Genomic DNA, 13,577 nt, shown 5'->3' with positions numbered 1-13,577 from the left:
GGGAGGCCGTAAGCCTCCCTTGTCAAATCAGCGACGATTTAGCGGCCGCTTATTCGTCGTTCATCTTCAGCGCAGCGATGAAAGCTTCCTGCGGAATCTCCACCTTGCCGAACTGGCGCATGCGCTTTTTGCCTTCCTTCTGCTTGTCCAGAAGTTTGCGTTTACGCGTCGCATCGCCACCGTAGCACTTCGCCGTCACGTCCTTGCGCAGCGCGCGCACGGTTTCGCGGGCGATGACCTTGCCGCCAATGGCCGCCTGGATCGGGATCTGGAACATGTGCGGCGGAATGAGTTCCTTCAGCTTTTCGCACATGCCGCGTCCGCGCCGGTCAGCCGCCGAGCGGTGGACCAGCATGGAGAGTGCGTCCACCGGGTCGCCGTTCACGAGGATCGACATCTTGACGAGATCGCCTTCGCGATAGTCGATGATGTTGTAGTCGAACGAGGCGTAACCCTTCGAGATGGATTTCAGGCGGTCGTAGAAATCGAACACCACTTCGTTGAGCGGCAATTCATAGGTGATCATCGCGCGGTTGCCGACATAGGTCAGCTCCGTCTGCAGGCCGCGCCGGTCCTGACAGAGTTTCAGGATACCACCGAGATATTCGTCGGGCGTCAGGATCGTCGCCTTGATCCACGGTTCGCGGATTTCCTTGATCTTCACGACATCAGGCATATCAGCCGGGTTGTGCAGCTCTTTCTCGGTGCCATCCGTCAGCGTCATTTCATAGACGACCGAAGGTGCTGTGGCGACGAGATCGAGATTGAACTCACGCTCGAGGCGTTCCTGAATGATTTCAAGATGCAGCAGACCGAGGAAGCCGCAACGGAAACCAAAGCCGAGAGCGGCAGACGATTCCATTTCGAAGGAGAAGGAGGCGTCGTTGAGGCGAAGCTTGCCCACCGCCGCGCGCAGATCTTCGAAGTCGGCTGCATCAACAGGGAAGAGGCCGCAGAAAACCACGGGCTGCGCTGGCTTGAAGCCGGGCAGGGCCTGCGCCGTCGGGCGCTTGTCGTCGGTAATGGTATCGCCAACACGCGTATCGGCGACTTCCTTGATCGAGGCGGTGATGAAACCGATCTCGCCGGGGCCGAGGCTGTCGACATTGACCATCTTCGGGGTAAGTACGCCAACGCGCTCGACGCCGTATTTCGCGCCGGAACCCATCATGCGGATCTGCTGGCCCTTGGTCAGCACGCCGTCGATGACGCGCACCAGAACCATGACGCCCAAATAGGTGTCGTACCAGCTGTCGACGAGCAGCGCCTTGAGCGGCCCGTTCTCGCCGACTTCGCTCTTCGGCGGTGGCAGGCGGTTGACGATGGCTTCGAGAACATCGGGGATGCCAAGCCCGGTCTTGGCCGAAATCAACACAGCTTCGGAAGCATCGATGCCGATTACTTCCTCGATCTGTTCCTTGATGCGGTCGGGCTCCGCGGCCGGCAGGTCGATCTTGTTCAAGACCGTCACCAGCTCGTGATTATTGTCGATTGCCTGATAAACGTTGGCCAGCGTCTGGGCTTCCACACCCTGAGATGCGTCCACCACCAGCAGCGAACCTTCGCAGGCCGAAAGCGAGCGGGACACTTCATAGGCAAAGTCGACGTGACCGGGCGTGTCGATGAGGTTCAGCACATAGGTTTCGCCGTTATTCGCCTTGTAGTGCAGGCGCACGGTCTGGGCCTTGATGGTGATGCCGCGCTCGCGTTCGATATCCATCGAATCGAGAACCTGTTCCGACATATCGCGCTCGGCAAGGCCGCCTGTCGACTGGATCAACCGGTCGGCCAGCGTCGATTTGCCGTGATCGATGTGGGCAACGATCGAGAAGTTGCGGATATGGTCCAGGGGCGTGCGGGTCGAATTTGTGCTCATGCCCCGCGCTATAGCAGGGGCTTCTCATGCCGCAAAGCGGGAATTTGGTTAAAAGCCCTTTAAAATGGGCTTTTCAGATCGCAAACTGCTCCGGCCAGTCGCGGCGGGTGGCCACTTGTCCTTCGGTTCTAAGCTTGGCCACGGCAGCAAGGTCGATATCGGCGATCAGCAACTTGCTGTGTGTCACCGCATCGCTTTCGCTTTCCGCGACGATACCCGATGCCGGCATGCCATAGTCGGATGGCACGTAAAGTGCTGCGCGGCCACGATTTTCATCGACGGCGGGAGACCATGGAGCCTCACCCGCCGTGGGGGAGGAAAGGACGGCATATTGGTTTTCCAGCGCCCGCGCCTGCGCGCCGATACGCACCCGGTAGGCGCCGGCCAGCGTATCGGTGCAACTGGGAGCGAGAACCAGTTCGACGCCAAGCTCGGCCAGCTTCCGGCCAAGCATCGGGAACTCGTTGTCGTAACAGATGAGGATGCCGAGCCTGCCGATCGGCGTCTCGAAGGCTTTCAGGCCCTCGATGCCGGCATGTATGTTCCATTGCTCCCGCTCGAAGCGCGTCATGATCTGCTTGTCCTGATACCCGATCAGTCCGTTGGGGCCGAACAGCCATGCGCGGTTGCGGAACTTGCCGTCCTTGTCTTTCACTGGCGCGCTGCCCGGCTGAAACAGGATTTGATGTTGCCGCGCCAGCTCTTCGCAAAGCTCGACCCATGAGGGGATGAGCGGCTGTATCTCTTCGATGGAGCGGTGCAGGTCCGAGCGCGCATCCGGCGGCAACTGCCCGGTCAGCGTCATGGCCGAATATTCCGGCAACAGCAGCAGCTCGGCGCCTTTTTCTTTCGCCTCGCGCACGACGGCGGAAAGATGGGCGGCATAGCCTTCCCATGTCTCGATGAGTTCGATGGCATATTGGCTGGCGGCGAGTTTCGTCATCTGTTTTCCTCTCCGGCAGCAATGGTCTTCATCCAGAAGGACAGGGGCTTTGGGCTTTCGGTGCTCTCGTCTAGATCCCGCCAGGTGAAGCTGGTGTGCAATTCCGGGTGATGGCGATAGCCGCGATTTTCCCAGAAGGTATTCAGCGGCACGTAATCCAACGGCCGGCGCGGGTGGTCGGCGGGGCGCTCGACCGCGCAGAAGGTGCAGCAGTTGAAGCCGAGCTTGCTCGCATGCGCCTCCCGCTCCACAAAGAACCGCACCCCGATGCCATGCCCGCGATAGCTGGGCAGAAGCACGCTTTCGCCGAAGTAAAATATCCGGTCCGGATCGTAACCCGCCTTCAGGAAGGGCGCCTTCACCTCGTCGGTCTCGGCCGCCATCGGCATGCCGGTGGACATGCCCACCACGTGTGCGCCATCCAGCGCCAGCACGAAAACCGCGCCTTTCGTGTCGGCATAGGTGGCGAGATATTTGCGCTCGTAATCCAGCGATCCGTCATAGAGATAGGGAAAGGCGCGAAACACTTCGATCCGCAGGCGCGCAAGGTCATCGAAATAGGGCGCGGCCTCGATGCCGGAAAGAGACTTGATTTCGACGGTCATGGGCATTTTCACTTTCGGTTGCACTGGTTATACCGTCATGGAAACCCTGCGCAAGCATTGAACGGAGAAGACAATGACCGCCACTGAGACCATCCGCGCCTATTACGATGCCTTCAACCGTCAGGACATGGATGCCTTTCTGGCGCTTCTTCACGACGAGGTGGTACATGACATCAATCAGGGCGAGCGTCAGACCGGAAAGCCGGCTTTTGCGTCCTTCATGCAGCACATGAACCGCTGCTATAAGGAAAACCTCACCGACATGGTCATCATGGCGAGCGAGGACGGTAAGCGCGCCTCTGCGGAATTCATCGTGAACGGCGAATATCTCGCAACCGATGAAGGCCTGCCGGAAGCCGATGGCCAGACATACGTCCTGCCGGCTGGTGCATTCTTTGACCTGAAGGATGGAAAAGTTAGTCGAGTAACGAACTACTATAACCTGAACGATTGGATCGCCCAGGTCGGTGCCTGATGCATCTTTGCCGCGCGCAGAATCCGCGGTAACAAGCGATCGCAATTTCCATTATAGTAGATATTGACTCCATCATGTGAGAATGTATTCTGGCATGATGGAAAACGAAGATCATATTCTCGAACGCTCTATCGGCGACCGCATCAAGACGTTGCGCGCTGAAAATGGTTTGACCCTGGACCGGCTCGCCGCCGAATCCGGCGTCAGCCGCGCCATGATTTCCCGCATCGAACGTGGCGAGGCGAGCCCCACGGCCTCGCTTCTTGCCCGCATCTGCGCAGCGCTAGGCCTGTCGCTCTCCGGCTTTTTCGCCGAAGACGAAGAGGCTGTTTCACCGCTGGTGAAAAAGCGTGACCAGCAGCTCTGGAAAGACCCGGAGACCGGTTATGTGCGCCGTGCCATCTCCCCGCCACGCGTCGGTTCCGATGTCGATATTGTCGAGGTCGAGTTCCCGGCGGGCGCACGGGTCGGTTTCCCGCCGCATGCGGCAAGCCGCGGAATGACGCAATATGTCTGGCTTTTCGAAGGTGTGCTGGAGATGACGAGCGGTGGAGACGTGCACCGGCTGGAACCCGGCGATTGCCTTTTCATGCCGGTGGGTGAGGGACATGTCTTCCACAATCCCTCAGAAAAACCTGCCCGTTATGCCGTCGTGCTGGATCAAAGACAGCGCTGATTTTCCCCGACAGGAGTTATTAATGGCCACCATCCGCGTATTGAACCGGGCAGAGACGATCAATGCCTTGACCGAACTTTGTGACGTTATCGCCGACTGCGTTAATGGCGGCGCGTCTGTCGGTTTCATGCTGCCTTTCTCCCCAAAAGATGCCGAGCCGTTCTGGCAGGATGTAGCCGATGCCGTGGAAGCAGGCGGCACCATTCATGTGGTGGCGGAAGTAAACGATAAAGTGGTGGGCACGGTGCAGGTCGGTCTGGCCTCCAAGCCCAACCAGCCACATCGCGGTGATCTGATGAAGCTTCTTGTGCATCGGTCGGCACGCGGGCTGGGACTTGCACGAAAGCTCATGGAAAAGGTGGAGCAGGAAGCGGCAAAACGTGGCCGTACCCTTTTGGTGCTGGATACGGCCACGGGTAGCGATGCGGAGGCAATTTATCCCCGTCTTGGCTGGGAACGCGTCGGCGTCATCCCCGACTATGCGCTTTTTCCCGACGGGCGTTATTGCGGCACGACCCTGTTTTACAAAAGGATCGGCTAGGTTCTTCTGGTTATTGACCCGGCTTCAGCGTGCGGTTGAAGGCGGTGACGATCATCATTTCCAGCTGTGCATGAATATCTTTACGGTCGCGGGGCCCGGCCGGTTCGCAGATCGGATCGCGCTCGCCAACGGATTTGAGAAACGCGTCGGCATCCGGCTTGCAAAGGGGCAGGAAGATAAAATGGTTGGCCTCGTCAACCTGTTGGTAAGTAGAGGCAGGCACTTGTGCTGCAAGCTCGTCGGCAAGGACAGCGGGCGGTATTTTACCTTCGCTGCCAAGATTGATGAAGGTCAGCGGAATATCGATTTGTCTAAGGCTGTCCGGCTGGAACGCCAGCGCCAGACCCGGATCGACCAACACGGCGGAACGGATGCGTGGATCGCGGTTCTGCTGCTCGAAACGGGTCTTGTCGATGGTTCTGAGATCGACCTTCGGTACGCTGACCGGCTCGTTATTGACATAGGCCCGGCCGCCGGCAAACCACTGGCAATCCATCATTGCTGCATTCTCTTCACAATAGCGCACATAGGCGTCAAGATCGGCGCGTGCACCTGCAATCTCCATCGCCGCGCTACCGCCCAGCGAAAAGCCGAGAACACCGATGCGTTGCGCATCGATCGCACCCGACCACGTGGCGTCCGTCGTCAAGGCCGTGACGATTGTGGATAGATCGTTGGTCCGCTCCCAGATTTTCGGCGTGTCGGCAGGCGTCGAGTCACCACTGGTCGTGCCGGGATGATTGGTTCCGGCGACGATGAAACCTTCGCTGGCGAGTTTCGCGGCGATCCAGGCCATGCCTTCAGCGCGCGAGCCGGACCCGTGCGAAATCAACACGAGGGGGAAATGGCCGTCCTTGATGGTCGCGTCCTTCCGAACCGCCGTTCCCTGAAAGATACGGTTCTCGGAGGAAAGCGCCGGTATGCCGTCTCCGCCTTTGGCCGGATACCAGATCGTAACGTCAAGGTTTGTGTCGCGAGCCTTGGAAGAAACTGGGATGCTGGTAAGCCCGACATCCTCTGCGGCAAATGCCTGCGGGGAAAAAGCCGCGCACATCAGAAGTGCGACAAGGGTGTTTTTCAGTGTCATGAGAGCCTCTCCGTTTGACAAGGTGGATGCTCCCGTTTTCCTTCTAGGGTGAATAAATGCGTCCTTGATCGCGTTAAAGGTCGTGCCGAAACGCGATCTGGTCCATGAATGGGTGGTAATTCATCGCTTCGGGATCGTTATCCGTGCTTTTCATTCCATTGCCTTTTGTCGTCGCACTTCTGCTGGTCGTCATGTTCATCGTCTTCTTTCGAGGCGCAGAGGATATGCGAACCAACCGGGCGTTTCTGGCGCTCATCGCGCTTTGCGCCGTGCAGTCCGTTCTTGTCGGCTTGCGCTGGGGATATGGTGTGAGCGAAGCGCGTTATGTTTTGCCTGTTCTGGCTGCCTGCCTGCCGCCTCTCGTCTACATCGCCTTTCGCGGACTGATGGGCGTTGGAGTTGAAAGCAGGAGGGCGATGTTTGCCAGTCTTGTGCTTTCACCTTTCTTCGTCGTCTTTCTGGAGTTCGTCCTTCCTGTTGCGATCGATTTTGCGCTGATCGTGATTTTTGTCGGGCACGCCATTGCCTTGCTTCTCTTGGCAAGAAAAGGGCCGGATGGGCTGGACGAAGCGCAATTTGCCAGCGTCGCATCTGCGCATAAGGCGCTCATTGTCGCCGCGGTCGCTCTCTGCGTTTCCGCGTTCTTCGATCTTCTGGTGTTTTTCGATTTCGAGTGGGCGCATGGAGAAAATGTCGCCGCACTTGTTAGCAATGCCAATCTTCTCGGGCTTCTGCTGATCGGTCTCATGGCTGCACTTGCCGGCAAAAGCAAAGCGCCGCAAACGGCTGCCCAGCCTGCTGCGGAGTTGTCTTCACCGGCGCCTTCACAACAGGACCGGGACGTTGTCGAAAGGCTTGATCGCTTGATGGAGACCCACACGCTCTACCGCGATGAGAACCTAAACCTGTCACGGCTCGCAAAACGTCTCGGTCTGCCGAGCCGGCAAATCTCGGGCGCGATCAATCGCTCGCTCGGCGTTAACGTCTCGCAATATGTCAACCAGCTGCGCATCCGCGAAGCCTGCCGGCTGCTGGAGGAGACGGATCAGTCGGTCACTGCGATCATGCTGTCTTCCGGCTTTCAGACCAAATCCAACTTCAACCGGGAATTTCGCCGCGTCACCGGCATGAGCCCGATGGACTGGCGTGAACGCGAGGTGTGGAAGCTGGTGTCGAATACAAAAACGGCCACCCGGCAGATGCCGGATGGCCGTTTGAAGATCCTGAAATGAGGATCAGAGCGTGCCGTTGCGCTGCTGGATCATCATATAGGTGTCATAGGTATATTCGGCGATCTGTGCCCAGAGATAGGCGTCCTTCTTGAACGCCTGCTGGCTTTCGTAGATCTTCTTGAAGCTCTCGTTCTTGGCCGAAATCTCGGCATAGGTGTCCTGCGCCGCCTTGTGGCAGACATCGAGGATTTCCTGGCTGAACGGCCGCAGGATGGCGCCCTGCGCCACGAGTTCCTTCAGAGCCTTCGGATTGCGCGCGTCATAACGCTCCAGCATGCTGGCGCTGCCGGCGGCGCAGGCGTCTTTCAGAATACGCTTGTAGTTCTCCGGCAACTCGTTGAACTTCTGCAGGTTCACGAAAGCATGAACGGCTGGGCCACCTTCCCACCATGCGGGGTAGTAGTAATATTTCGCAACCTTGTAGAAGCCGAGCTTCTGGTCGTCATAGGGACCGACGAATTCGGTTGCATCGATGGTGCCCTTTTCCAGTGCAGCGTAAACATCGCCGCCGGCGATCTGCTGCGGTGTCACGCCAACCTTCTGCATCACCTGGCCGGTCAGGCCCGCAATGCGCATTTTCAAGCCCTTCAGGTCATCGATGGTGTTGATTTCCTTGCGGAACCAGCCGCCCATCTGGGCGCCGGTATTGCCGAGCAGGATCGAGTAGATATTGTGCTGGGCAAGAAACTCATTGAGCAACTCGTTGCCGCCCGCCTGGTTGAACCATGCATTCGTCTGGCGTGCATTGAGACCGAAGGGAACCGAGGTCCCGAGCGCGAAGGTCGGGTCCTTGCCGACATAGTAGTATGAGCAGGTATGCGCCATTTCGACGGTTCCGGCCGTCACCGCATCCGCTGCCTGCAGCGCCGGCACGATTTCGCCACCGGCGAAATGCTGGATGACGAAGTTGCCGCCGGATGCTTCCTTGACATGATCGGCGACGATCTGGCCGGCACCGAATAGAATGTCGAGGCCCTTGGTGAATGACGACGTCATGCGCCAGGTGATTTTGGGGTTTTCCTGCGCAATGGCCGGAGCGGCCAGCACGGTTGCGGTAACACCGGCACCAACAGCGCCCGCCTTGCGAATAAATGATCTGCGATCCATGTCGATAAGCCCTGATATGTCTGCATATTACAGGCGAACCGTACGGTACGCCTCCCACTGGCTACTAAACATTTATCCTCGCGGCCATCAAGGGGAATATTTGAACTTGCCGGGCCTGCTATCATCGCCCGGATGGGGCTACGGATGCATGCGTTTTAACGCCGGATCATCCATTGCAGGATTATAAAACAGCGAAAGCGTCAGGCTTTTTGCGATACGTTCCGCAGTTTCCATGAACCAGCTATGGGCTTGTGGGCTCGGCGCGATATCGTCAAGGGTGGCCGAAAAAAGCGCCAGCCATTGCGGGAACAGTTCCGCCGACATGCCTTTTACGCCAAGATGCGCCTGCACCGGCTTGCCGCCGTAGCCGCCATTCTTGAAGGCGACGGCGGCCCAGAACTGTTTCATCCTGGCCATATGCTCCGGCCAGCGCCCGGAAAGCCGCGCATCGAAGACAGGGCCCAGCGTGGGATGTTCCAGAACGCGGGCGTAAAATGTCTCGACCAGCAGGTCGACGAAACCGGCGTCGATGCCGATAGCCGCCATGGCCTTTTCCGCCCTGTTCTGAATTTCCGCGTTGTGGGCGGCCTTTGCCGCGATCTGGTCCTGCATTGTGCTTCCTTTTGCGGCAGAACCTACGTGGCTCTTCGACACTCCGCAATGCGACCCTTTGGCATATTAGAATAATTCTAAAAGGCTTGATTGTGACGTGATCAGGATGTATTTAGAATTATTCTAAAGAGGTTCCAGTCATGTTCCGCAGTCTTTTTTCCCTGTCCAAACGCCCGTTCTCCTCGCTTGGCGAACAGGAAATCCTCGCACTTGCCATCTCGTCCGAAGAAGACGATTCCCGCATCTACCGCTCCTATGCCGATCATCTGCGCGCGCAATATCCGCAATCCGCAAAAATCTTCGATGATATGGCCGAGGTGGAGCAGCAGCATCGAAACGTGCTGATCGACATGCACCGCAGGCGATTTGGGGAAACGATCCCCCTGATCCGCCGTGAGCATGTGCGTGGCTTTTACGAGCGCACGCCGGACTGGCTGGTGAAGAACCTGTCGCTTGACAAAATTCGTGCGCAGGCGGAATTGATGGAGGCCCAGGCGATCCGTTTTTACGATGAGGCTGTCAAGCGCACCAGCGATGCCTCGACCCGCAAGCTGCTCGGCGATCTGGCCGAGGCGGAGCGTGGTCACGAAGACATCGCGCAGATGCTGGAAGAGAAACATCTCGACGAAAACGGCAAGACAGAAGAGGCGGAAACCGCAAAGCGGCAATTTCTTCTGACCTTTGTGCAGCCGGGTCTTGCGGGACTGATGGATGGTTCCGTATCGACGCTGGCACCGATCTTCGCAGCCGCCTTCGCCACGCAAGATACGTGGCAAACCTTCCTGATCGGCCTTTCGGCCTCCGTTGGCGCGGGTATTTCCATGGGCTTCACCGAGGCGGCCCATGATGATGGCAAGCTTTCCGGTCGTGGCTCTCCGGTAAAGCGCGGTCTCGCCTCAGGCATCATGACGGCCGTTGGCGGCCTTGGCCATGCGCTGCCCTATCTCATTCCGCATTTCTGGACAGCAACGGCCATCGCCGCGGTCGTCGTCTTCGTGGAACTCTGGGCCATCGCCTTTATTCAGAACCGCTTCATGGAAACGCCGTTCCTGCGGGCAGTGTTTCAGGTAGTGCTCGGCGGTTCGCTGGTGCTGGCCGCCGGTATCATCATCGGCAACGCCTAGTGAATAATAAAGCCCGCAGCGTTTGCTGCGGGCTTTCTGCATTGAGCCTATAATATCTGCCGATCAGCGCAATGCGCCGACCAGAACGTCGCGGCCATCCTCGATGGAAACCCAGCGGCCCGAATTGAAGGACGCCTGCCGCTTCAGATAAGTGTAGTTGGTGTCGGTCCAGAGCTTCACGTCGTCGGTGAGATTGTCGAGAATATAATCGCCATCGGTGGTGCGGAGCGTCAGCACGGCGTGGCCCTCGCCATCAGGCTTGCGCACGACAGTAATTAGCAGGTCAGCAACGGAAAACCCACGCTCGATCAGCTTCTTGCGCTTCAGCAGCACGAAGTCCTCACAATCGCCAGCGGTCGTGGGATATTCCCAGACTTCTTCCTTGCCGTAGATTTCCATGTCGGTCATGGCGACGATCGAGGTGTTGACGGATGTGTTGATCTCGCGAACCACACCCCAGCCATACTCGGTGACGCGTGGCGGCGGCGTCAGCTTGCTTCGAATGTTGCACTCGCTCGCGTATTTCTGACAGAACTCATAATGGCCGATCGGCTGGGATGTGATCCCACCCGTCACCATGGAAGGGCTTCCCTTGGTTTCCGCCACGGCGGAGGCAGCAGTCAATAGCCCGGCGGCAACTGCAAACAGCAGCGCACGCGCCAGCGGTGCGTTCATCATGAAACCCGTCCCTTAATTCTTAACGAAAAGTTAAGAGGGTTGGGGGTCAGGAGTCAATCACTAGCCATCGGCGGCGCGCAAGACTCGTTAAATATGGTTAAGATCGTTGCGCAAATGCCTATGTTGCAAGGGCTTTGACGGCAGCCAGCATCCTGTCGATATCCTGCGGCCGGGACAGCCGGTGGTCGCCATCGCGGATCAGCGTCAAGACGACGTCGTCGGCAGGAAGATGTTCGAGGAGCTTCAGCGCATGCTGATAGGGAACATCGGGATCGCGCATTCCCTGCAGGATGTGAACCGGGCAGCCCGTGGTAATGATGCCGGTGAGGACGCGGTTCTGCTGCCCGTCTTCCATCAGCGCGCGCGTAAAGATGTTTGGCTCGGGGCTGTATTCCGAATGTTCCTCGAAATAACCTTTTTCTTCAAGCGACCGTTTTTCCGCATCCGTGAGGCTCGGCTCTATCAGGTCCGCCGTGAAATCGGGGGCTGGCGCAATGAGGACCAGACCAGCGACGGACGGCGTGCCGCCGGCCTTGCGCAGTTCCTCAACCATGCGCAGCGCAATCCATCCACCCATCGACGAACCAATAAGGACGACGCGCGATGGCGCCTTTTCGCGCACGACGGCAAGTGCCTCTTCCAGCCATCTTGAAATCGTGCCCTTTTTGAAGTCACCGCCGGAAGCGCCGTGCCCGGAATAATCGAGCCGCAGGCACGCAATGCCGTTTTCCGCCGCAAAGCGGTCGAGTTCCACCGCCTTGGTTCCCGTCATGTCGGAACGGTAACCGCCGAGCCAGACAAGCGTGGGTGCATCTTCTCGTGAAGTTGACGGGCGGTGAAGGACGGCGATGTCGCGGGCGTCGTCGCCCATGCCTACACGCAGGAATTCAGCGGCTTGTTCTGTCATGTATATGCAATTCTCCTGAATTTCGCGCAACAAAGGCGGCGTATTTGCAAAAACCGTGACAACAGGTGATCTTTTCGGGCAGATATGCTATTGACTTCGCCACGGCAATAACGACATTTCCGCCGCTTGTACCAAACAAGCTGTTTTTTGCCGATGTGATCCAGAAACAGATCAGGAGAATACGACCATTCGCAGACCTTTCAAAGCCGATGCCCCCGTCAAGGAGGGCCCGCGCTCCAACCGGGAAATCCGGGTTCCCAGAGTTCAGCTTATTGATGAAGAGGGCCAGAACCTCGGTAGCATGCCGACGGACCAGGCTTTGAAAATGGCGGAGGATGCCGGTCTCGATCTCGTTGAGATTTCGCCGAACGCTGAACCGCCGGTATGCAAGATCCTCGATCTCGGCAAGCTTAAATACTCGACCCAGAAAAAAGCCGCTGAAGCGCGCAAGAAACAGAAGATCGTCGAGGTCAAGGAAATCAAGATGCGCCCCAACATCGACACGCATGACTATGACGTGAAGATGAAGGCGATGAACCGTTTCTTTGACGAAGGTGACAAGGTGAAGGTGACGCTGAAGTTCCGCGGCCGCGAAATGGCCCACCAGGAACTCGGCATGAAGCTTCTCCTCCAGGTGAAGGAAGATACCCAGGCGATTGCCAAGGTTGAAGCCGAGCCGAAGCTGGAAGGCCGTCAGATGATGATGGTTCTCGCGCCGAAATAACTCTTTCGCGCACGCCGCCCGGGCGGCATGAAGCACCACCGCAAGGGGAAGTTCGTATTCCCCGTTGCGCTTTTAACCGACTGCGGTTATAAGCGCGCGTCCGAACGGTCCGGCAGGGCATGCCGAGGCCGTTCCTGAATAGCTTGAAATAGGCCTCGTCTGCCTGTTTCGATACAAAAACACGGAGTAGCAAAATGCCCAAGATGAAGACGAAGTCCGCTGCAAAAAAGCGGTTCAAGATCACCGCCACCGGCAAGGTTGTTGCAGCCGCCGCCGGTAAGCGCCACGGCATGATCAAGCGTACCAACAAGTTCATTCGCGACGCGCGTGGAACCATGGTTCTCGCCGAAGCTGACGGCAAAAAAGTCGTCAAGAACTACCTGCCGAACGGTCTCTGAGACTTTTCCGCACTTTTGGACACTTTAAGGAGATCATGACATGGCACGCGTAAAACGTGGCGTAACTTCCCGCGCCAAGCACACCAAGACACTCAAGGCAGCCAAGGGCTTCTACGGCCGCCGCAAGAACACCATCCGCGCAGCTAAGGCTGCCGTGGATCGTTCCAAGCAGTACGCTTACCGCGACCGCAAGGTCAACAAGCGCAACTTCCGCGCTCTGTGGATCCAGCGTATCAACGCTGCTGTTCGCGAATTCGGCCTGACCTACGGCCGCTTCATCGACGGCCTGAACAAGGCTGGCATCGAAGTTGACCGCAAGGTTCTGTCCGACATGGCTATCCATGAGCCGGCAGCATTCGGCGTGCTCGTCGAGACCGCGAAGAAGGCTCTTGAGTACCTCAAGGAAGCTGGTACGACCAACGAGTTTGAAACCGCTGTAAAGTAATTACGGCGCGGACAATCTGTTGTTCATTTGAAACCCGCGCCGGTCCTCCGGCGCGGGTTTTTCGTTTTCAGTTTCTGATACAGCTCTATCGGCGTTTTTTAATTTAGAAATTTAGAAGAGTTGGAGTATTCACGCCGTTTGAAGCGA

The 13,577-nt window shown here is 57.8% G+C and carries 16 protein-coding genes; 8 read left to right on the top strand and 8 right to left on the bottom strand.

Annotated features, from left to right (window positions below; translation table 11 throughout):
• Positions 1-49: 49 nt before the first annotated feature.
• The 3 genes from lepA to ACQZ6D_RS16485 all read right to left on the bottom strand — a co-directional run bounded on the left by lepA (position 50) and on the right by ACQZ6D_RS16485 (position 3,424).
• Positions 50-1,888, bottom strand: a complete 1,839-nt coding sequence (gene lepA / locus ACQZ6D_RS16495; protein ID WP_025592156.1) for a translation elongation factor 4 — start codon at positions 1,886-1,888, stop codon at positions 50-52.
• Between the two features lie 61 nt (positions 1,889-1,949).
• Positions 1,950-2,819: a carbon-nitrogen hydrolase family protein gene (locus tag ACQZ6D_RS16490; protein WP_065703668.1), complete on the bottom strand. Its 870-nt coding sequence runs from the start codon at positions 2,817-2,819 to the stop codon at positions 1,950-1,952.
• Positions 2,816-3,424: an acetyltransferase gene (locus ACQZ6D_RS16485; protein WP_065703670.1), complete on the bottom strand. Its 609-nt coding sequence runs from the start codon at positions 3,422-3,424 to the stop codon at positions 2,816-2,818. Before ACQZ6D_RS16485 ends, ACQZ6D_RS16490 begins: the two co-directional genes overlap by 4 nt.
• A 73-nt stretch (positions 3,425-3,497) precedes the next feature.
• On the opposite strand from ACQZ6D_RS16485, the gene ACQZ6D_RS16480 reads away from it, so the two are divergent.
• From ACQZ6D_RS16480 to ACQZ6D_RS16470, 3 genes are all read left to right on the top strand, one after another.
• Entirely contained in the window at positions 3,498-3,899 is a 402-nt protein-coding gene (locus ACQZ6D_RS16480; protein ID WP_003514602.1) for a ketosteroid isomerase-related protein, read from the top strand.
• Positions 3,900-3,993: 94 nt separating this feature from the next.
• Positions 3,994-4,575: a helix-turn-helix domain-containing protein gene (locus ACQZ6D_RS16475; protein ID WP_065703672.1), complete on the top strand. Its 582-nt coding sequence runs from the start codon at positions 3,994-3,996 to the stop codon at positions 4,573-4,575.
• A 22-nt stretch (positions 4,576-4,597) separates the two neighbouring features.
• On the top strand, positions 4,598-5,116 hold the full coding sequence (locus ACQZ6D_RS16470) for a GNAT family N-acetyltransferase (RefSeq protein WP_065703674.1): 519 nt from the start codon (positions 4,598-4,600) through the stop codon (positions 5,114-5,116).
• 10 nt (positions 5,117-5,126) lie between these two features.
• Here the strand turns inward: ACQZ6D_RS16470 and ACQZ6D_RS16465 are convergent, their stop codons facing one another.
• Positions 5,127-6,203 (bottom strand): alpha/beta hydrolase family protein, encoded by a 1,077-nt coding sequence (locus tag ACQZ6D_RS16465; RefSeq protein ID WP_448729829.1) that lies wholly within the window; start codon positions 6,201-6,203, stop codon positions 5,127-5,129.
• Positions 6,204-6,346: 143 nt separating this feature from the next.
• Between ACQZ6D_RS16465 and ACQZ6D_RS16460 the strand changes: the two genes are divergently transcribed.
• A complete protein-coding gene (locus ACQZ6D_RS16460; RefSeq protein ID WP_065703678.1) occupies positions 6,347-7,435 on the top strand; it encodes a helix-turn-helix transcriptional regulator in 1,089 nt (362 codons plus the stop codon).
• Positions 7,436-7,438: 3 nt separating this feature from the next.
• Here the strand turns inward: ACQZ6D_RS16460 and ACQZ6D_RS16455 are convergent, their stop codons facing one another.
• Positions 7,439-8,542 (bottom strand): TRAP transporter substrate-binding protein, encoded by a 1,104-nt coding sequence (locus ACQZ6D_RS16455; protein ID WP_003514611.1) that lies wholly within the window; start codon positions 8,540-8,542, stop codon positions 7,439-7,441.
• A gap of 138 nt (positions 8,543-8,680) precedes the next feature.
• Positions 8,681-9,154 (bottom strand): group III truncated hemoglobin, encoded by a 474-nt coding sequence (locus ACQZ6D_RS16450; RefSeq protein WP_065703680.1) that lies wholly within the window; start codon positions 9,152-9,154, stop codon positions 8,681-8,683.
• A gap of 140 nt (positions 9,155-9,294) precedes the next feature.
• On the opposite strand from ACQZ6D_RS16450, the gene mbfA reads away from it, so the two are divergent.
• On the top strand, positions 9,295-10,278 hold the full coding sequence (gene mbfA / locus ACQZ6D_RS16445) for an iron exporter MbfA (RefSeq protein WP_003514615.1): 984 nt from the start codon (positions 9,295-9,297) through the stop codon (positions 10,276-10,278).
• A 63-nt stretch (positions 10,279-10,341) separates the two neighbouring features.
• Here mbfA and ACQZ6D_RS16440 read toward each other — a convergent pair whose 3' ends face one another.
• Both ACQZ6D_RS16440 and ACQZ6D_RS16435 read right to left on the bottom strand, forming a co-directional pair.
• A complete protein-coding gene (locus ACQZ6D_RS16440) occupies positions 10,342-10,956 on the bottom strand; it encodes a transglutaminase-like cysteine peptidase (protein WP_003514617.1) in 615 nt (204 codons plus the stop codon).
• 118 nt (positions 10,957-11,074) lie between these two features.
• The gene (locus ACQZ6D_RS16435; protein WP_065703684.1) at positions 11,075-11,863 is read right to left on the bottom strand and encodes an alpha/beta hydrolase; all 789 of its coding nucleotides are present in this window, start codon (positions 11,861-11,863) and stop codon (positions 11,075-11,077) included.
• A 187-nt stretch (positions 11,864-12,050) separates the two neighbouring features.
• Between ACQZ6D_RS16435 and infC the strand changes: the two genes are divergently transcribed.
• The 3 genes from infC to rplT all read left to right on the top strand — a co-directional run bounded on the left by infC (position 12,051) and on the right by rplT (position 13,430).
• On the top strand, positions 12,051-12,587 hold the full coding sequence (gene infC, locus ACQZ6D_RS16430; protein ID WP_060641871.1) for a translation initiation factor IF-3: 537 nt from the start codon (positions 12,051-12,053) through the stop codon (positions 12,585-12,587).
• A gap of 194 nt (positions 12,588-12,781) precedes the next feature.
• Entirely contained in the window at positions 12,782-12,985 is a 204-nt protein-coding gene (gene rpmI, locus ACQZ6D_RS16425) for a 50S ribosomal protein L35 (RefSeq protein WP_003493355.1), read from the top strand.
• Positions 12,986-13,025: 40 nt separating this feature from the next.
• Positions 13,026-13,430, top strand: a complete 405-nt coding sequence (rplT, locus tag ACQZ6D_RS16420) for a 50S ribosomal protein L20 (protein WP_003514622.1) — start codon at positions 13,026-13,028, stop codon at positions 13,428-13,430.
• Positions 13,431-13,577 lie beyond the last annotated feature (147 nt).

Source organism: Agrobacterium sp. 22-3639C2 (assembly GCF_053522105.1).
Note: the sequence above shows the minus strand (reverse complement) of the source record. Positions and strands in the feature narration are given on the sequence as shown.